The organism is Methylobacterium sp. yr668 (genome assembly GCF_900116245.1).
In the GTDB taxonomy this organism is placed as follows: Bacteria; Pseudomonadota; Alphaproteobacteria; order Rhizobiales; family Beijerinckiaceae; genus Methylobacterium.
In genome coordinates this window covers 1-19,511 of record NZ_FOZY01000026.1, presented here as the reverse complement: position 1 = coordinate 19,511, position 19,511 = coordinate 1, and the positions used below count along the sequence as shown (strand labels likewise).

Annotated in this window: 13 protein-coding genes and 1 pseudogene; 11 read left to right on the top strand and 3 right to left on the bottom strand. The window is 59.4% G+C overall.

What is annotated here, in order from left to right; translation table 11 throughout:
• Positions 1-89: 89 nt before the first annotated feature.
• From BM419_RS24305 to BM419_RS24280, 6 genes and pseudogenes are all read left to right on the top strand, one after another.
• A complete protein-coding gene (locus BM419_RS24305; RefSeq protein ID WP_056524828.1) occupies positions 90-1,034 on the top strand; it encodes a glycoside hydrolase family 16 protein in 945 nt (314 codons plus the stop codon).
• 223 nt (positions 1,035-1,257) lie between these two features.
• Positions 1,258-1,371, top strand: a pseudogene (locus BM419_RS32975) (IS481 family transposase); the annotation flags it as partial.
• A gap of 553 nt (positions 1,372-1,924) precedes the next feature.
• Positions 1,925-2,836, top strand: coding sequence for a DUF7146 domain-containing protein (locus BM419_RS24295; RefSeq protein WP_139257106.1), 912 nt, complete (start codon positions 1,925-1,927; stop codon positions 2,834-2,836).
• Positions 2,829-3,878 carry an AAA family ATPase gene (locus BM419_RS24290; RefSeq protein ID WP_091927904.1) on the top strand — a complete coding sequence of 350 codons (1,050 nt, stop codon included), beginning with the start codon at positions 2,829-2,831 and terminating at the stop codon, positions 3,876-3,878. The genes BM419_RS24295 and BM419_RS24290 overlap by 8 nt, the downstream gene beginning before the upstream one ends.
• A gap of 414 nt (positions 3,879-4,292) precedes the next feature.
• Positions 4,293-5,486: a hypothetical protein gene (locus tag BM419_RS24285; RefSeq protein ID WP_139257105.1), complete on the top strand. Its 1,194-nt coding sequence runs from the start codon at positions 4,293-4,295 to the stop codon at positions 5,484-5,486.
• Positions 5,487-5,535: 49 nt separating this feature from the next.
• On the top strand, positions 5,536-6,072 hold the full coding sequence (locus BM419_RS24280; RefSeq protein WP_091927902.1) for a hypothetical protein: 537 nt from the start codon (positions 5,536-5,538) through the stop codon (positions 6,070-6,072).
• A gap of 407 nt (positions 6,073-6,479) precedes the next feature.
• Here BM419_RS24280 and BM419_RS32025 read toward each other — a convergent pair whose 3' ends face one another.
• Positions 6,480-7,898: an esterase/lipase family protein gene (locus BM419_RS32025; RefSeq protein WP_139257104.1), complete on the bottom strand. Its 1,419-nt coding sequence runs from the start codon at positions 7,896-7,898 to the stop codon at positions 6,480-6,482.
• Positions 7,899-8,362: 464 nt separating this feature from the next.
• On the opposite strand from BM419_RS32025, the gene BM419_RS32020 reads away from it, so the two are divergent.
• Together BM419_RS32020 and BM419_RS24275 are read left to right on the top strand one after the other, a co-directional pair.
• The gene (locus tag BM419_RS32020) at positions 8,363-8,722 is read left to right on the top strand and encodes a hypothetical protein (RefSeq protein WP_139257103.1); all 360 of its coding nucleotides are present in this window, start codon (positions 8,363-8,365) and stop codon (positions 8,720-8,722) included.
• Positions 8,723-9,241: 519 nt separating this feature from the next.
• The gene (locus BM419_RS24275; protein ID WP_091927901.1) at positions 9,242-12,043 is read left to right on the top strand and encodes a TrlF family AAA-like ATPase; all 2,802 of its coding nucleotides are present in this window, start codon (positions 9,242-9,244) and stop codon (positions 12,041-12,043) included.
• Here the strand turns inward: BM419_RS24275 and BM419_RS24270 are convergent.
• Positions 12,040-12,660: a recombinase family protein gene (locus tag BM419_RS24270; RefSeq protein ID WP_091927900.1), complete on the bottom strand. Its 621-nt coding sequence runs from the start codon at positions 12,658-12,660 to the stop codon at positions 12,040-12,042. The two genes, BM419_RS24275 and BM419_RS24270, sit on opposite strands and share 4 nt — an antisense overlap.
• 362 nt (positions 12,661-13,022) lie before the next feature.
• On the opposite strand from BM419_RS24270, the gene BM419_RS24265 reads away from it, so the two are divergent.
• Complete coding sequence (locus BM419_RS24265) at positions 13,023-15,056, top strand: site-specific DNA-methyltransferase (RefSeq protein WP_244540845.1); 2,034 nt, start codon at positions 13,023-13,025, stop codon at positions 15,054-15,056.
• Positions 15,056-17,989, top strand: a complete 2,934-nt coding sequence (locus BM419_RS24260) for a DEAD/DEAH box helicase (protein WP_091927898.1) — start codon at positions 15,056-15,058, stop codon at positions 17,987-17,989. Before BM419_RS24265 ends, BM419_RS24260 begins: the two co-directional genes overlap by 1 nt.
• A 761-nt stretch (positions 17,990-18,750) precedes the next feature.
• Here the strand turns inward: BM419_RS24260 and BM419_RS24255 are convergent.
• Positions 18,751-19,173, bottom strand: coding sequence for a hypothetical protein (locus tag BM419_RS24255; RefSeq protein WP_091927897.1), 423 nt, complete (start codon positions 19,171-19,173; stop codon positions 18,751-18,753).
• A gap of 96 nt (positions 19,174-19,269) precedes the next feature.
• Here BM419_RS24255 and BM419_RS31725 point away from each other — a divergent pair.
• Positions 19,270-19,511: transposase (locus BM419_RS31725; protein ID WP_139257102.1), on the top strand; the 242-nt coding region annotated here is incomplete at its 3' end.

The window sequence follows — 19,511 nt, the reverse complement described above, 5'->3', positions numbered from 1 at the left end:
ACGTCCCAGATCATGGCGTCGCCGCGAAAGGGAGGTTCGTGCCGCGAAGTTCTCTCTCACTTGCCACGCCGGAACTCGGAGCCTGAGCCATGACGAAACCTCGCTGGGTACGCCGCGATCTGCTGAAATCGTGCTTCCGGGATCTACCGATCTGCGCGGCCGCGTCCCTGCTGCCGACCAGCCGCTCGAGCGCGGCGATCGACGCCTCCGTGGATCCGACGCAGGGCCGCACGCTCGTCTTCGATGAGCCCTTCGCGGAGATCAACGGACGGATCTGGAATGGCGGACCGAAGGCCACGACAGGGCCGTCCGGTTTCTACGGCCGTTCCGCCTTCGCTCCCCTTGCCGGGGCGGAAGGCTTCAAACCCTACGAGATCGTCGCGGATGCGGAGGCCACGGGCGGCACGGCCCTCCAGATTTCCGCGAAATACATCGGACGCAAGATGAGCGTCGTGAATTACTATGGAAACAACACATCCGACTATCAGTGGATTTCCGGAAATTTGCAGACCGGCAGCCGCAGCGGTGTCGTATCGGTCGGCTGGCGCCAAGGCTATCTCGAAGCGCGGATGAGATTTCCGCGGCATCCGCTCACGTGGCCGGCGTTCTGGCTTCTCAACCGGGATGGCATCACCAATGCCAAACGGAGCATAGAGGTCGATATCGTCGAGCATAAGGGTTTCGAGCCGAAGCTCTACGGCGCGTACCTGCACGAATGGGGGCAGCCCGGCGAGCACAACGAAGGCACCGGCGTTCCCACGCCCGTCGACATGACCGAACAGTACTGCCGGTACGGCGTGCTGATCCAGGACGGTCAATGCATTCCTTATTTCGAGCGCAAGCCAATCATCAATCCTAAGACGAACCAGCTCAATATCTGGACACTCACCCGCGCGTCGGAGATGGAACAAGCCGGCGACGTCTTCTGGCCGCTCCTCACATTGGCGTTGCGGACGGATGTCCCGGCCCCTCAACTGACCGAGGCGCAGAAGCTCACCCATATGCGCGTCGATTACTTTCGCGTGTACGCGTAGCCTCGGACGCCGCGCCGATGAATCCGTGAGGGCGGCGAGGCTCGCGCCCGCGACCTGTTCTCATCGCGGACGGCACACCAAGCGCGTCGCTCCGAATCTGACCTGACCGGCTGGCTTTGGACCGGGCTGATTGAGAGGATCAGCCAGGACCGAAGGCGTCGGACATGCGGCGCGGTCAGAAGACGAGCGGGGAGCAGGTCGTGCTGAAGCTGCGCCTGATCGAACGCTGGCCGAGCGCTACGGCATCAACCTGAAAGCCGTGGCGAAGTGGAAGACGCGCACGTCCGTCCTCGATCAGCGTACTGGACCGAAGGAGCGGCATTCGACCGTGCTGTCGGTCGAGCTACGAGGCCATCAGCAAAGCCTGGGCCGCAGAATCAGAGCACTTCAGGCTCGACCCGCTCCACCAAAAGCCGGGACCAAACACGCTCTCGTCGCGAGTTCAGAGACTTCGTGGGTTGGTCGTCCGATAGTCGTCAGCGGGAAGGGCATTGCCCCGGCATCCGCTAAGCACTTGATTTGAATGGCGCGCCCGAAAGGATTCGAACCTCTGACCCCCAGATTCGTAGTCTGGTCCAGACCACTGAAAACATTAGCTTTTTCGGCAAAACAGGACCGAAACCGGCCACAAAGAATCAATGGCTTAGCGAGGGTTTTGCAAACCAAAAACCCTTGACGGCCGAGGTCAAAAAAGGAAACGCCGTCGCGGGGGTTGGAGCCCGCAACGGCGCTGCAATAGGTGGTCCCGACCAGAGGACAAGGACCAAACATAGCGCAGATCACTTCGTCCTGACAAGCACTCTGACCGCGGCCTTTAACCGCGAGTGCGTGATGATCAGCGCACTCGCCGAGCACGCTGCATCGCAAGCCTTAGTGGTGGAGGGCTGCGCGTGATTGATCTTCGCTTCGCAGCGCGTGCGCTCGGGGGCGAGGTGTACAATCGGCGCATCGTCTGCCCCGGTCCGAACCACAGCCGCCACGACCGCTCCCTGAGCATCCTGTTCGACGCCTCAGCGCCGGACGGTTTCCTCCTGTATAGCCATGCTGGCGACAACTTCGCTGCGTGCCGCGACCATGTCCGGGAGAGGCTTAGGCTGGAAAATCTGCATAAGGCGCAGAAGCCTATCGCTCGGCCAGAACCGATCAAGGCTGGCAAAGTAGGCCCTGAAAGGACCTCGGACCGCTCAGCCTTGGCCCTTCGGATTTGGCGTGAGGCTCAGGCTGCCGCTGACTCGCCTGTCGCGGCGTACCTCGCCAGCCGTGGCCTCATCCTGCCCGACGGTGCGCACGAGGTGATCCGGTACGCTCCGGCCTGCCCCTTCGCAGGCACTCGCACCCCGGCGATGGTCGCGCTCGTCCGGAACGTCTGCACCGACGCGCCACAAGCAATCCACCGGACGGCGATTACCCTCGAAGGCCAGAAGTCAGTGGTGAACGGCCGCGACCGCCTTGCGCTCGGACCGCTCGCTGGCGGTGCTGTGATGCTGACGGCCAGCGCCGAGGTGACCTATTGCATCGGTGTCGGCGAAGGGCTCGAGAGCACTTTGTCCCTTCGCGGTCTCCCCGAGTTTGGGGGCACGCCCGTCTGGGCGCTCCTGAACACTGCTGGCGTCACCGCCTTCATGCCGCTGCCGGGCATCGAGTCCCTATGGCTGGCCGTAGACCACGACCCTGGAGGCGAGCGCGCCGCCAACGCCTGCGGTGAGCGCTGGCGTCGCGCGGGCAAGGAGGTGTTTCTCGTAACAGCGACCGCGCTCGGCCAAGACCTCAACGACATAGCAAAGGGGCTGGCAAATGGCTGAAGCTGCCTACAAGATTGAGCAGTTGCTGCCGCATTCGGCCAAGCCGTCGCCCCGCCGCTTCGGATCTGCCACCGCTGCCGAGCTAATGGACGAGGTGTTGCCGCCCATCCGCTACATCGTCCCCATGATCTTCGCCGAGGGGCTCACCCTCTTCGGTGGCAAGCCAAAGCTCGGCAAGTCGTGGTTCCTACTTGGGACCGCCATCGCGGTCGCCATGGGCGGTGTCGCGCTCGGCAACATCGAGGTCGAGCAGGGTGATGTCCTCTATCTCGCTCTGGAGGACAACAAGCGTCGTCTCCAAAAGCGTCTTTCGCAGCTCCTTCCCACCGGAAAAAAGCCCGAAAGATTGCACTACGATCTGGAGTGCCGGCGCCTGGACGATGGCGGGCTCGAAGATATCCGCGACTGGATCGAGAGTCGGCCTGATCCGCGCCTAGTCATCGTAGACGTGCTCAACAAGGTGCGCCCCGCGATGAAAGGCAACGAGGGCATTTACGACTACGATGTGCGCTCGTTGGCAGGGCTTCAGGCGCTCGCCGCGGAGTTCGGCATCGCAATCGTGGTGGTCCACCACACGCGGAAAGCTGAGGCGGAAGATCCCTTCGATTGCCTGTCCGGCTCAACCGGTCTCACCGGTACAGCCGACACGACGCTGGTGCTGGCCCGGAATAGTCAAGGAACCACCTTGTACGGACGCGGACGCGACATCGAGGAAGTCGAGCGCGCGCTCACCTTCGACAAGACGACTGGACAATGGACCATGTTGGGCGCAGCTGCTGACGTACGCCGCAGTGACGAGCGCAAGATTATCCTCGACGTGCTCCGGGATGCGTCAGAGCCGATGTCGCCTAAGGAGATCATGATCGCGGCCACGCTGGACAACCGCAATGCTCTCGACCTCATGCTCTACAAGATGTCGAAGGCCGGCGAAATCGAGAAGCCAAAACGCGGTTTCTATCAACTTCCAGGAGCGCATACTGCTGGAAAGGTCGGAAAGATGGAAAGATCGTGGGACCGGTATGGCGAGGGAGATCACGAGTGAACAACCACTCTCAATCTTTCCGTCTTTCCGATCTTTCCATCCCCTTCGGTTCCCCGAGAAGAAAACGAGAACAAGGCGCACGGCGGCCGCGCTCAAAAAGCCAACCCAAGCTAAGCCGACGCACTCTTCCATTCCTTTGAAGCGGTGCGCAGGATCTTGGTCGGCGCTAAAAGTTTCGCTGCCAGCGCGAGACACAAACCCGCGAGTTGAAATTTACCATACCACGCGGACCGCTCGCACATTTCGCTGGTCAAATCCTAATTTGCTGGCAATTTTGTAGGGCACATTATCACTGGCAACCGAGAACGACATTCCAGATCCAGTCCTGGTTGAGTTCTCGACCTTTTATGGGGAACGCCACTGCGTCTCGATGCCTCCATCTCTGACAATGGTCGTGGGACATTTCGCCAGCCCGTGCCGATCATCGGCTGGGCGCTTGAACCACTGATGCGGCTCGATCGGGCCGGCGCGCGTGGCCTCGTCTCCGACCTCATGGTTTCCAGCCCGCTACGACGACAGGCAGCTTTCGCCACCGCTGCGGAGATCCTGAAGCATGGGCAGCCGGCGCTCGACGCGCTCTGCGCACCGTTCGGCCTCGCCACCAGTGACGTAGCCGTTGGCCAGATGCTGCGACAACATCGCGCTCGCGATGTCATCGGCGCCTTGTATGGCGTCCAGCCAAGTGCCCTGCCGGGCGGCTATCTGCGCGCACTGCTCCGTGTTCAGGAGGCAAGGGCGGAGGGTGCTGGCATTGAGCCCTTCGCCGAGCCTACCGCTTATCGGCGGCTGTTTGAAATCTACACTCAGGATGGGCACGGACTTGCCGCGCAAGCCTTGCGTTATGTCGGGCGCTTGCGCGCTCTACATCTTCGGGCTGTCGATGAGCTGGACTCCGTGCTGATCCTGCCCGAGGTTTTGCAGGGGATGCATGGGCCAGACACGATCCTGGCCGCCAATCGCCTTCTGGAACTGCTGCGAGTTTCAGTCCCCTCTGCCGACGACATTGCCCTCAAGGCCGCCTTGCGGCAGTCGCTCGGCCGCGACGAGCCACTCCGGCAATTCGGATGCAGGATGCTCGAACGAGCGGATCGCCTACCAGTCCCGGACTTGCCGCCGTTGGCGGGCTTGCGCGTCCTCGCGAGCGCGGCCGAGGTTGAGCAGTTTGCGGAAGAGATGTCGAATTGCGCCGCGTCTTACCTCGTCGAGGTTGCCATCGGCCTCAAGCTGATCTGTGCCTACGACTTTGCTGATGAGGCCGGCGCAACGGTCCCCTTAGCGATCCTTCTCGCGCCGATGACCGACGGCGGCTGGGAGATCGATCAGATCGCGGGCAAGAACAATGAGGGTCCGGCCAAACCCGTGTTGCGCGCTGCCTTGCAGCGCCTGATGTCGATCGGTCTGCGCGTGTCGGGACCAGCTCCAGGTGGCGTCTACGACCGGCGTATGGCCGAGCTTCTTGGGCACCATCCTGGCTATCGTTACGGTGACACGCTCGCTGATGCCCTCGGTGAGCCGGACCGTGACCTGCCCGGCTCGGGAGGTGGAGGTGCAGCCAAGCGGCTCGCGGGGATTGAGGAGGCGCTGAGACAAATCGTGGAGGCCGCCTGAGACCGACATCATCGCGCCTCGCCATCCTACACCGCGTTGGTCATCAGCCATGCGGACCCTCGTCGGCAACGGTCTCATGGTAATCGAGCAGAGGCTGACAGCCCTCGACGAGGCCGGATTGCGCCTCGTCTTCGGCATCGGCGCTGCGGCGGTCCTTGCCACCTTTCCGATATGGGGCGCCTTGGTGCTGGGCTGGGGTGGTCTAATCCGCTACGCGCCACGTGCCATCGGGGGCAGCCAAGAGCTTGATCAGCTACGTGCAGCCTGTCAGGCGGCTCGAGCAGCCGCTACCGAGGCTGGAACCGCGCTCGACGAGGCATGCGAGCGCATAGCTGAGCTGGAGCGCGATCTGGCCGCGGCTCGTACCGCGGTCCGGCCGGCGCAAACCCCGAACCCACTCTACCATCGCATCGGGCTGCACGAGGGTAGCCCGACATTTCTGATCGAAGCGGCCCGAAGAGCGTTCCGGGCACGTTTGCACCCGGACCGGCACCCACCGCGACACCGCGCGGAGGCGCATCGGCGCTTTGTGCAGGCCGAACAGACGTTCGACCGCATCTATAGCGAGCGCGGCATCAGAGGATAAGGCGAGTGCAGGTGCGATCGATGCGGTGTAGTGTCCAAGGGATGAGCAACGTAAGCTATGCTTAGCTCTTGCCGCGGCGTCAGGTGATGAACCTGGAAGCGCCGAGCTGCTTCATCTCCTGATAGAAGCACTCCAAGCGCAGTCTCATCGCCTGCGTTGCGCCGCACTCGTTGAGCGGCTTAAGCCAGCCGGAATACGCTCTTAGCGAACCGCGTTAAACGTCATGCCAACTCTTCGACAGCTATAGACGAAAATAAAGACCCGCAGATTGCGGGTCAGTTGGGGCGATGCTGGCCTTGAGCTAGTTATTGTCTATGGCCTCGTTTACCGAGTGCACATGTCCCCATCTCCGCCGGCCTCCACACTGAAGCCGCTTAAGTAAGAGGTGGTTGGCTCCCCGGCACATGTCAAGGGCTGTCGCAAGCTCTCCCAGGGGTAGCATCGGCTACCCTTTTCAAAGGCACTCTAAAAGTTTTCCTATCAATCGCTTTCCGCGGAAGCAACCAGTCCTCCACCTCGACTATCACGTCCCCAGACCAGCGGCGCAACTCCTCTGCCTTAGCACATTGGATCGACAGCGCGACTGCAATTTCATTCCGCCCCGGTCGTAGCTCGGAGTTTACTCGCTCCGCGCCGACCTCGATAGGTATCTGAAGCTTATGTTTCCAATCGTCGACGTGCGTCGCCTCCCAAGTGGTTCTCCATGCATCTCCTTCTTGGCCATTGTTGTGAACACCACGTGTGGTTATCTTCAGATTAATGGTTCCGTCGATTTCTCTCGCAAATCCAGAGACAACGAAACCATACGACATCAAGAAATTTTCCGCGCTGCCAACAACGAGTTCCTTTTCATTCGGGCGCTCACGAAGCTCTTTTAACTTCCATTGTCCACCTGACCATTCTTTGGATTCTTCATCGAATAGCTTTACTCGTTTTATGGCTAGAGGCTCTTGGGATGGCAGCGGCGGATGGCGCTCTTCTAAAAAGTTTACTATCTCGCCGCGAACCCAAAGATAAACAGGGTCATCAGGACCTGTAGGTTTCACAATGCTGATGTGATCTCGGTTTTCAGCCCTATGAGGCCCGCTGCATCTTGTATTAGCATATATCCTAGGGACAACAACTACCTTTGTCCATGGAACGCTTTGTGTCTCATACATGCAAAATACTTTCGGCATCTCGGCCGCTCTTCTCGTCATGAGGAGCGTCCATTGATCATCGACAAGCTGAAGGAACGTATTGGCATCAACTGTTTTCATGTCAGCCAGGAGGCGATTATCTTTGAACACGACCGGCAATGAGTTGACAAAATTTGCGGCTTCCGCACCCTGCGACGGCGTAGATATGAGAAATACTGCTGCCATTTTGCGCAGAAATTTATCATCCGTGAGGGCCATATCGGAAATAAAACGCTTTATTATTAGGCCTCCCATGCTATGGGCGACCACAAACACCTGATTATAGCGAGGACCTAGAACTCCAGAAGACTCTAAATCTGATCTTAACTGAATAGCTATCTCTTGGATGGATAGGCGACTGTTCATTCCTCCATCATACTGGACGGACGCTATGTCGAAAGCACCAAGCTTAGGAATGCCATTGCTGGACGCTCTATCATCTATTACTAAGCTTGACCACGATGTAGTACCATTAGTGAATGTAGACATAGAGTCGCCAAATATGCCATGCAAAAATACTATAATCTTGTTAGACCGATTTTGCGATAAGTAATTGATGGTTGCGGCCTCTGAGGGTGCAATCACCAGCAAAAATGTAGCCAACGCGGAAATCATGCTGATGATGAAAGAGGCGACACCGCGATTCATGGGGGTTCCCTCCAAATCTGTAGCTGTGTCCAGGCGTCGAAGGCCGTGAGATTGGCCCTGTTTGCATTGGCAGCATCTCTGCGTGCGGTTATTGGCGCAAGAGGCTCCCGTTCAAGGCCCGTGCTACGATCTCATCGCGGTCCATTGCTGCCAGCATTTGCCCGATCTCGGCTGCAACGTAGGGCGGCGACCGCTTGGCCACGCCGATCAGGTTTACCCGCAGCAGCGCCGACGTGCCCGGGTTCACCGTCCGCCATCCTCGATCCCGGAACTCGATGTCCCTCAGGTAAGTGCCCCCGCGCTTAAGCCAACGAGTCGCAAAATCTCTTTTCGAGCGGACCAAGCCGAGACTTCGCAAGGTCCAGTAATGCCTCAGAAGCTGTGCGCCGTACAAAATAGACCTCGAAGGTAAATCCTGTAGGCGATTTAGCCATGCAGCGCTGACGCCACGACAGGAGATCAAGATGAAAATGTACGAAATCATCGAGACCGCCAACGATGTGGCGTTCCAGCGCCTATTAGTGCGTGAACAGCTGTGCCCAGATGGAAAGCGCAGCACTTGGACAGTTGGGGAAGCTTCAGTGGTCGCCGAACCGGCACGGCACCGAACCGGCATACCCAGCGACGCTACTTGCCTGCGATACCTTGTTGAGCATCCAGAGGAAGCCTGGACTTTTGCCGGGCGCGCGGTTTGGCGCTCGGGCGAGCTGTTCCGGCCCCTAGCAACCCACGTTCGGATCGAGCGCTTCTGGGACGATAGCGAGCGCGGTCGGAGCGCCAATGAGCTTGCCGAGGCCGTCAACGAGTGGCTCCGGAGCCTGTGACAACCCTGCCGCGCGACACCGCGTGTTCGCAGTGAGCTCCGCTTGCCGTACCGGGCTCATCATCGGGACGCGCGATCGGCAGCTTATAGGCTTCGCAACCTATTATTCCGAAAAGGGCGATGGCAGGATCAGAGCATACTGCGATCTGGACCCCATTCGAGGTGGGGCAGCATAGCCGGCTCCTGATGATGATGCTGAAGCCTCCACGCAGCACCGGGAACGGGTAGCGAAATGACCGAGCGCGGCAACCGGAGGAGAGCTAGGGCCTCCAAATAAGCTTGACCGTAAGATGGCAGAACTGCCACCATCCGGACGCTTCGGCATCCCGTGGTTTCCGTGGCTCGGATGAAGGGGCCAGACGGGCCTTGGGGAGGGAGCCGATGCAGAGGAGCAGGTTAGCCCGACGCGCGAAAGCGCGGCCCCTGCCATGACGTTCGGCCTCTCTAGCTCTGACATCCCTCAACAAACATGAAACCTCCAGCCCTGACCGCAGGAAGGGCAACGGAAAGACGTAAGCCAATGACTGATATGGGCGCGCATTTTCACAAGTGCGATTTCCAGGTTCATTCACCTCGCGACGGACGTTGGACCGGGAGCAAGCCTGTAACACCCGAGGATAGGCTGGCTTACGCGAAAGCCCTGGTTGCCGCCTGCCGTGAGAAGGGCCTGCAGGCGATTGCAGTCACAGACCACCATGACATGGCGTTCGTCAGCTATGTTCGGCAAGCGGCGCGCGAAGAACGGGATGTCGACGGGAACCTATTGCCTGCAGAAAGGCAGATTGTAGTTTTCCCCGGCATGGAGCTGACGCTTGGCGTACCATGCCAGGCAATCATCATCTTCGACGCCGATTTTCCCGAAGACATGTTCACCCTGGCGATGACCGCCATGACCATTGTTCAGGCGGCGGCATCAGAAGCAAGCAACGGGAACGTTACGCGTCTCGATCATATTCAGTCATTGCTTGCTCTGAAGACTGATCTTGACCGACACACTTACCTGAAGGGTAAGTACACCGTATTTCCCAATGTGTCGGATGGCGGAACCGCCACCCTGCTGCGGTCAGGCAACCAGGGCAAATATGTCGAAATGCCCTGGGTTGGCGGCTATGTGGACGGCCCCGTAGACAGGCTCGGAACGGGGAACAAGCAAATCACGAGCGGCCGGAACGGCGCGTATGGCAACAAGCGGATTGCAGTCCTGCAGACCTCCGATAGCCGGCGCGAGGATCACGAGCATCTCGGGCAGCATTCCACATGGATCAAGTGGGCCATCCCTACGGCGGAAGCGCTCCGGCAGGCCTGCCTTGCCCAGGAGTCGCGTATCAGCCACGTCGAGCCGGTGCTGCCGCAACGAGTGATCGAAAGCCTGAGCGTCAGCAACAGCGGGTTCCTGGGTCCGGTCGATGTCGAGCTGAGCAGTCAGTACACAGCCCTGATCGGCGGCCGTGGCACGGGCAAGTCCACCATCCTGGAGTACCTGCGATGGGGCTTGTGCGACCAGCCACCGACTGATGCGGGTGAAGATGCGCCGCGGTACGAAAAGCGCCGTGACCAGCTCGTCGCTGATACGTTGAAGGCGCTGAAGGCCAAGGTTGATATCAAATTCAGGATCAACGGTGTTTCGCACCACGCGCGGCGGGATAGCGAAACGGGCAAGGTGATGCTCAAGGTCGGCGACGAGGAGTTCCGGCCATGCAGCGAAGCCGAGCTTCGCGGCATATTGCCAATACAGGCCTACAGTCAAAAACAGCTCAGCGATGTGAGCGTCCGGCTAGATGAGTTGTTCCGGTTCATCACTACGCCTGTGCAGGAGCAGCTCGAAAGAAACAGGCAGCAGATACAGCAGTCCGCCGACCAGATCCGCGCTTTGTATGCAAACAAGTTAAGGAAACGCAGTATCGAACGCGAGATACAAAGGGGACAGCTGACGATCAGCTCATTGACGCAGCAGGTTGCCTCCCTTCGCTCGAGTATATCGGGCCTGTCCCAAGAAGATCAGGACGTTATCTCAAAATCGCAACTCTACACCGAGGCTGACCAGAACGCGACAGCCTGGCGTCGCTCACTGAGTGAGATCGAGTCTATCGCCACTCAGCTGACGCAGAAAATAGCCGGCGCGGCAGAAAAGGCGAAGTACCTTTGCGAGCATGACGAACTCAGCGCCGTTTCGAACCTGTGCACCTCCTTCCAGGGCTTCCTTCATGGGGCCCAGGATCACGCCAGGGCGATTGTCAGCAGCGCCGGGACATTGAAGGCAGCCAAAACCGCATCCGGAGCGGACGCCTGGGAAGATTGGCAAGCGCGGCTCAAGGATTTCAGGGCGCGCTACGAGGCCGCGATCAGCAAGGACTCGGCTCACGCTCAGAAGCTGCAGCAGATCGCCGGACTGGAAACGCGGCTTGTGGAAGCCAATGCATCCATCGCTTCAGCACAGGAGGCGCTGAACGAATTGCTTACGGCAGAGGCCGCCCTGGATGCGGAGCGGCAGCGTTGGCGCGATCTGATCGCGGCGCGCGCAGGAATCCTGTCTGGGGAATGCAGCAAGCTGACGGCCGCCTCAGAGGGAATCATCAGGGCGGAAGTGCGCCAGGCGGCGGACGGTGCGAGCTTCGCCGAACGGCTTCGTGAAGCCGTGCAAGGATCGGGTGTGACCAGGGCAAAGCTGGACGGGCTGATCGAGCGGATGCTCCACGAGGATGACCGCCAGCGGTCGCTTGAAGGGGTGCTGGAGGACCTGGAAGCCCTCGCGAATTTTGACTCGGCACAACAGGGGAATGAACAGCTCCCTGCGACGCCGACGCTGTCGCGCTATGGCCTGACCGCCAATGAGCTGCGGAAAATCACTGCGGTTCTGAACAGCGACCGGTGGCTGCAGCTGGCTCTAACGCCCCTCGCTGAAGTGCCGGTCTTCCAGTACCGGTCGCGAGAGGGAGAATACATTCCGTTCAAAAACGCCTCTGCCGGGCAACAGGCGACTGCACTTCTAAAAACCCTTCTCAACCAAGAGGGGCCACCCCTGATCATCGACCAGCCGGAAGAGGATTTAGACAATCCCGTTATTCTCGAAATTGTAAGTCAGCTCTGGACAGCGAAGTCTCGTCGGCAGATTATTTTCGCCAGCCACAATGCCAACCTGGTCGTCAATGGCGATGCCGAGTTGGTCGTCTGGTGTGATTACAGGACGACAGCCGATCAATCAGGCGGGAAAATAGCAGGCCAGGGCGCAATCGATGTCCATTCAATCAGGGACGCCATCAAGCAAGTCATGGAAGGTGGCGAGGACGCTTTCAACCTGCGCATGCGCAAATATGGGTTTTAGCCAGATACGACTTTCGCTCTCTTTGCGATAATGGAGATAGTCGAGCGGCTGGCACCCGTCGCGGCCCGTATCTGGCTCCAGGGCGAGCCGGCGCGCAGCATGGCCGCGATCCCCTCGTTCCGGGCCGTGTCCTCCTTGCGGCCTTTGTAGAGGCCTTCGGCCTTTGCGCGGGCCTGGCCCTGCGCCTGCCTGCGACGCCGGTCGTCATAGTCCTTGCGCGCCACGGCGGCGAGGACATCGAGCAGCATGCCGTTGATGGCCTGGAACACGCGGCCGGTGAATTCGTCGGCCGGGGTTGCCAGGCTCCAGGAGGTCGGGAGGTCGAGTGCCACGATGCGCACCCGCTTGGCGTCGATCTCGGCCCGCAGCTTGGCCCAGTCCGCGGAAGTGAGGCGGGACAGCCGATCGACCTGCTCGATCAGCAGCACGTCGCCGGGCCTGCAATCCGCCAGCAGGCGGAACAGCTCCGGCCGGGCCAGCTTCGCCCCGCTCTCGTTCTCGACATAGGCCGCCGCAATCGCGAGGCCCCTTTCCGCCGCGAAGGCGTCGAGCTGCGCCCGCGCCCGGGTCGCGTCCTGTTCGGAGGTGGAGGCACGCAGATAGGCGCGGACGAACATAAAACCTGCCCACCGGTTCGATTAGGATCGGTTCGATGATACCGGTTCGATTTGAATGGTCAAGCTGGCATTTTCGAACCAGCCTTGAGCTAGTTCGATTGAGGCGTACCCAAATCGAACCGGGCGACACGCGACCCGCGAGGCTTAACGGTTTCTGCGCAGCCGTCGTATAAGGCGGTAGGAAGCTTTGCAGCTGAATGAGGTGCCCTCGTTCATGTCGCCCGCTAAGAAAGGGAGGCCATTTACGAACGTGATTTGAGATGTCGCCGAAGACAGCAACAAGCACCCACTCGCAACCGGCACCTATGTGTCAGTACAGTAAGATACAAAGTCGAGCATAGACCCGAATGCCAAAAAGTTTGTTGGAACTGCTTCCGCAAATCGTTGCCGAGGGGAAGCGTGAAGCTGAGCGTGTAATGGAACGAGCCGAGAGCAGTTACCGGTTAGGTCTGCAAACACGCGAATTAGTAATGCCATCCAAAGATAGCAACTGGCAGGACATGCTGCGCCAAGCTGACGGAGTTGTATCTGGCGGCAGTCCAAGCCGGCTGGTTTACGGCGACAATCTGCTTGCCATGGCGGCCTTACTGGCTGGAAATGATAGCACCCAGTCGTACCGCAATAAAATTGACTTGATTTACATTGATCCGCCTTTTGATAGCAAGGCCGATTATAGAACAAAAATACGCCTCTCCGAAACTGCATTAGAGCAGAAGCCCACGACATTAGAACAGTTTGCATATTCTGACACCTGGGTCGACGGAACCGTCAGCTATCTTAATATGCTGGCACCGCGCATCAGTTTGATGCGCGAATTCCTTTCTTCAGAGGGGAGCTTGTACTTCCACGTGGGGTGGACGGTGTCACATTACGTTAAAATCCTACTCGATGACATTTTTGGACGAGACCGCTTCGTGAATCAAATAGTGTGGAAACGGCAGACCGCCCATAGCGACACTCTACAGGGAGCACAGCATTATGGTCGACTGCACGATGTTATACTATTCTACACAAAATCGGAAGAATTTATTTGGAATACTCAATACACACCCTATGATGCCAAATATTTGGAAACCCATTACAAATCTATAGACAGCGAGACTGGGCGGCGTTTCGAAGCGGGAGATCTAACGGGACCCGGCGGTGCCGGAAATGGCAATCCCTACTTCGAATTTCTTGGAGTGACACGCTACTGGCGGTATTCGAAAGAGCGAATGATGCAGCTTTATGAAGCTGGTCGTATCATTCAGCCGAGGCCTGGAGCTGTTCCCAGATATAAACGCTTCCTTGACGAAATGCCGGGCGTGCCGATACAGGACATCTGGTCTGATATAAACGCGATCAATTCGCAAGCTCGCGAATCTGCCAATTACGCCACACAGAAGCCCGAGAGCCTTGCCGAAAGAATAATAAATATATCCAGTCGTAAAGGCTCTACAGTTGCTGATTTCTTCTCAGGATCGGGGACGACGGCTGCCGTGGCCGAGCGCCTAGGCCGCCGATGGATCGCGACCGACCTTGGCAAGCCGGCGTGTATGATCGCACGCAAGCGCTTAATCGATCAACATGCGAGGCCGTTTTTGTATCAGCACATTGGCGATTACCAAGTCGAACAGATGCGCTCGACGATGGGCGCAAAATTTCGCATTGGCGATTTAGCTGAGATCGTGCTGGGCCTTTATGGCGCTCTCCCTTTGCCGGCGGAAGAGAACCCGAACAAGAATATGGGAAGAGTGCAGGGCAGCAAAACGCTCGTGCTGGCTGATAGCCCGAATAAGATGACCGGTCTCGCCACGCTACGCCGTGCGATTGAGATACGCGATAATCTTATGGGCGGTTGGGACAAAGTGGTTGTGCTGGGCTGGAATTTCGCAGCGACAATTGGGCATGATATTGAGGCATTGGGTCAGAGAGACCGGCTCGAAGTCTTGGTAATCCCGCCTGACCTTCTCGATCGTCTAAAGAAAAAGGGTCACAAACTCAAGGCCAGTGAGGTGCGCTTCTCGTCCCTTCAATACCTCAAACTGAGTTCGGTCAGGCGTGATCGAGAGGGCGAAGGAGAGTCGCTGTCCGTGTCCATCGCTAATTATGTGCTGCTTTCTCCAGAAGCCTTGAATCTCGATGAGGCCAATCGCGACAAACTGCAGGACATCATCAATAAAGATCCCATGGCGTTGATCGAATACTGGAGCGTTGACCCGGATTACGATGGCGAAGTGTTCCGATCTGTTTGGCAGGACTACCGCGGCAATACGGAGAATGATGGTGACGCCTACCGCGTTGTGACGACAGCGCGGCTCTCGGGTTTGCCGAAGAAGGATGGAGCGCGGCGCATCTGTGTCCGCGTCGTTGATGTGTTCGGCTTTGAAGCCGAGGCTACGGTCGAGGCGGCGTGATGGCGAGCATCAACGAGCTTTCTCTTGCCAAGGGCTTGACCGCCAAGGTCGAGGAAGTGTGCGCCGGTCTGGAGACGGGCGGAGCCCCTATCCTCGATCAAGTATCAGGGATGACCGCCGAGCTGCTGAAATGGTGGTTTCAAGCGGAATTCCAGGATGCCCGCGCCTTCAATTTTCATCCGGGTCAACGCCAGGCGTTGCTGAACGTCATATATGCCCATGAGGTGCTGGGCGTCTCGACGCTGCAGGATCTGTATCAGTCTGCGGCGCCGGAGGTAATGCTGGGAAGCGCGAAAGAGTCCGAGACGATCCGGGCCGGCAAGAACGGTTACCCAAAATACTGCCTGAAAATGGCGACCGGGACCGGTAAGACATGGGTGCTGCAGGCGCTTATGGTTTGGCAGATTCTGAATGCCAACCGCGCTTCAGAAGGCGGGCGATACACCAAGAACTTCCTTGTCGTCGCACCAGGTCTGATTGTCTACGATCGGCTGCTGGACGCCTTCATGGGCAAGGAGCGCGACGGCAAGCGCGACTTCTCGAATTCGGACCTCGCCACCTTCCAGGAGCTGTTCATCCCTGACGCTTACCGGGATGAGGTGTTCCGTTTCGTACAGGGGGCCGTCTGCCCCAAGGAGGACATTGGCCGCAAGGTTACGGCCGGGGGGCTGATCGCCATCTCGAACTGGCATGTGCTGTCCGACGAAAGCGAAGACCCGGAGGACACCGATATTAAGGCGCCCGGTGAGGCGGCCGATCCCAAGGCTGTCGTGCAGAGCATCCTTCCGCTCACGCCGGGCACCAGCCAAGGCAACGACCTCAACGTGCTGAACCGCCGCTTCGAGCGCGGCAGTATCCTTACCTACCTCAGAGAGCTGCCGGCCCTGATGGTGTTCAACGATGAGGCGCACCACATCCACGACTTCAAGCGCGAAGGCGAAGTAACCGAGGTTGAGTGGCAGAAAAGCCTGAACCTGATCGCCGCTCCGAAGGGCAGCCGCTTCGTCCAGGTGGACTTCTCCGCGACACCCTACAACGAGGTGGGCACGGGCAGGAACGCCCGCCGCACTTACTTCCCTCACATCGTTGTAGATTTCGACTTGAAGACAGCCATGCGGGCCGGCCTCGTCAAATCGTTGGTTCTCGATAAGCGGTCTGAAATCGGGGCGCTCAGCGACGAGGAGCTGGATTACAGGGCCGAGCGCGACGAGAACGGCGACCCCAAGCTGTCCGAAGGGCAACGGATAATGTTGCGGGCGGGCTTGACCAAGCTGCGTCGGCTGGAGGCGGATTTTGCGGGCCTCGACCCCGACAAGCATCCCAAGATGCTCGTCGTCTGCGAGGACACGACTGTAACCCCCCTGGTCGAGGAGTTCATGCGCCTGGAGGGCATGGCCGACGACGAAGTACTGCGCGTCGACTCCGGGCGTAAAGGCGACCTGAAGCCTGACGACTGGAAGGTCCTCCGCGAACGCCTGTTCGACGTTGATCGCCACAAGGCTCCCCGCGTCATCGTCAGCGTGCTCATGCTGCGCGAAGGCTTTGACGTGAACAACATCTGCGTGATCGTGCCACTGCGCGCCTCTGGCGCTGGCATCCTCTTGGAGCAGACGATCGGGCGCGGCCTGCGCCTGATGTGGCGTGGCAATGAATACGAAGATATCAAGCGCGAGAACCGGCAGCGCATCAAGGCCGGCCAGACGCCTACCAACATGATCGACATCTTGTCTATCGTTGAGCATCCCGCATTCCAGAGCTTCTATGATGATCTTATCAACGAAGGCTTGGCAGCGGAGTCGGAAGACGAAGATGAGCGCGAGGGCAGCTCCACGGGCGACTTGATCTCAGTAGGTTTGAGGCCTGATTTCGCGACCTTCGACTTCGCCATACCGTTCATTTTGCGGGAGCAAATCGAGGAGCTGGAGGAAACGCAGATTAATCCGGCGGAGCTGGAGGCTTTCGGCGCTTTCTCTCTCGATCAGCTCAAAAAGCAGATCGGCACAGGTGAAAAATTCCACTCCGAGGACGTTCAGGCCCGCACGCGCTTCGGAGATTATCGCGTGCACGGTGGCGTGATGACTGCCACCGGCTACAACGATTACCTGGCTCGCATCACTCGGCGGATCACGGAAGCCGTGACCCTGACCGAGGCGACGGGCAGCACGACCAAGTTCGCGAACGCCAGCAAGTTTCCCTACATCCAGATCAATCGCGCCGAAATGGCTGAGGGCATCGACAGCTTCATCCGTTCGCACTTGTTCGGCCGTGCCTTCGATCCCCTTACCGATGAAAATTGGCGTGTCCTGCTGATTGACCCCGTAACGGAGCACATTATCAAGGTGTGGGCGCGCGCGATCCTAGAGGCCGAGGAAAGCGTGGTGGTCGCCGACGCCGAGGTGGCGCACCGCCGCCTGTCCGAGGTGCCGAAGCTTGCCATGCGGGTTGGCTCGTCGCTCGCCGTCGATAAGGCCATCTACCTACGCCTGCCTTATCCGTCCCGCAGTGGCGGCCTAGAGGCGGCTTTCATCGAGACATGCAGCCGGGACGGCAGCGTCGATGCCTTCTGCAAGATCAACGAGCAGAAGCATACGTTCACGCGCCTTCGATACATCAAGGAGGATGGACTTCCGGCTTTCTACTCGCCCGACTTCCTCGTGCGAGCCGAAGGGAACATCTACCTCGTTGAAACTAAGGCACAAGGCCAACTCACCAGCCCGAACGTACTGAGGAAACGTAGGGCCGCGGTGGCCTGGTGCGACCGCATCAACGGCCTTGCGGCCGAAAGCCGGAGCGGGGTGGAATGGCATTACGTCCTATTGGGCGAGGACACATTCTACAACTGGCGTGACAAGGGCGGTTCAGTGGCCGACCTGCTGGCTTATGCGAAGCTCCGGCCTGTTACAGAGACGACGCAACAACGGTTCGCGTTCTAAAATGTCGGAAAATTCCCTTCATGTTGTCAGCGCGCCGCTTCTCCTGTCTCTCTACTCGCGACACTTCGCCGGGTGTGACCTGTCCGGCTTGTAGGGCTTCGTCAGGGCGTAGCGGCCGGGCTCGCTGCGCTTCACCCATCCGCTCGATCTCGTGATCGCCTTCTCGCCTCGCATGCGCTCGACGATCGGCAATCACTTCGCCGAGAAGCGATGGGTAGACCTTACGTCATCAAGAGGTGATCTCGGATCTTAATGTCAGCCCGTCCGGCTCGGACCCACGTAGATCGAGGCATAGACCTATCCCCCGCCCTCACCGAAAGCTTGTAGATCGGCGGTCCAATGCTGATCGTCTTTCGATGAGGGCGGGGGTAGTTAGTGTCGAGATCCCACTTGAGTCTCGGCAGCAGAACGCAGGGCGGTGTACCTATTTTACCAGGACCGGGCGGCTCCCTGGCGGGACCCGGCTTTAGCCGCCCACTACGAACCCCAAAGGGTCCAGCGGGTGCCTTGCGGCGCATCCTTGCGAGCCCGTTCTACATGACAGGCAAGGATTGATGGTCGAGGCGTACTCGGAGCCATCTCTTGCGGGAGACTTCAACAGTCGAGCTGCGAACGACCTCCCAACGTCCCGGCTGCCGTGCCGATTTCACCCCCGGTCTGAGTCCCGGCCTGAGTGCTTTTGGCCGGGCCGGCCACCGAAGTCCCTGCTGGAACTGCCCTCGACGTGATCCTCTATTTAGCTACGGAGTGTGGTTGCGGGTCTACTTCTTCCTGCGTCCGCTCTGCCGCTTCCTTTCTCGCCGCTGCTCCCGCCTGCGGCGCTCGTAATCACGCGCGTCAGCGGGCAGCACAGGGTACTCGTTCCTCTGCGCGCGCATCTCATCGTAGGTCAGCCGAACCGGCGACCCCGAGGCTTCGGTCTCGGACTTGACCGTACTCGGCCGGGCCACCGGCTTGATCAAGCGTGTCTCGGGCTCAAACGGCTGCTGGGCCTCGACGGCCGCGTAGCTCGGCCGGCGCCGCATCTCGATCAAGTGGTCGCGTTCGGCAGCCTCGGTCTTGGCCTCGCGCTCGAGCGACTTGCGGTTCCTCTGCGTCTTCACACTCAAGCCCTCGGCGGCGAGACGGGCAGCGAACTGGCGCGCCAGCAGCTCGGCGCGAGCCTTTCGATCGGGGGTGCGCATCCGGCGAAGGCCGCCTTGTTTGGAGGTTTATCGGCGTCCAGCTTTTCGGTGATCTGATCCGGCATCGGTGCTGGCATCGGTGCTGGAGATGCTCGGATGGACGATGCGACCTACGTCCGGCGCCGCCGCTGGAGTCCTCAAGAGAAGCGCGCTGTCGTGACGGAGTCTGTGACCAGCGGCAACGTGATCGCGACGGCCAAGCGCCACGGCATCCAGGCGCAGCAGATCTATCGCTGGCGTGAACGGCTGGAGGCGCGGCCGGCCTGTGGCGCTTTCCTGGCTGTGGCGGTCGCGTCGGATCCAGGGCCGTCCAGTCCGGCACCGCTGTCGGAACCGGT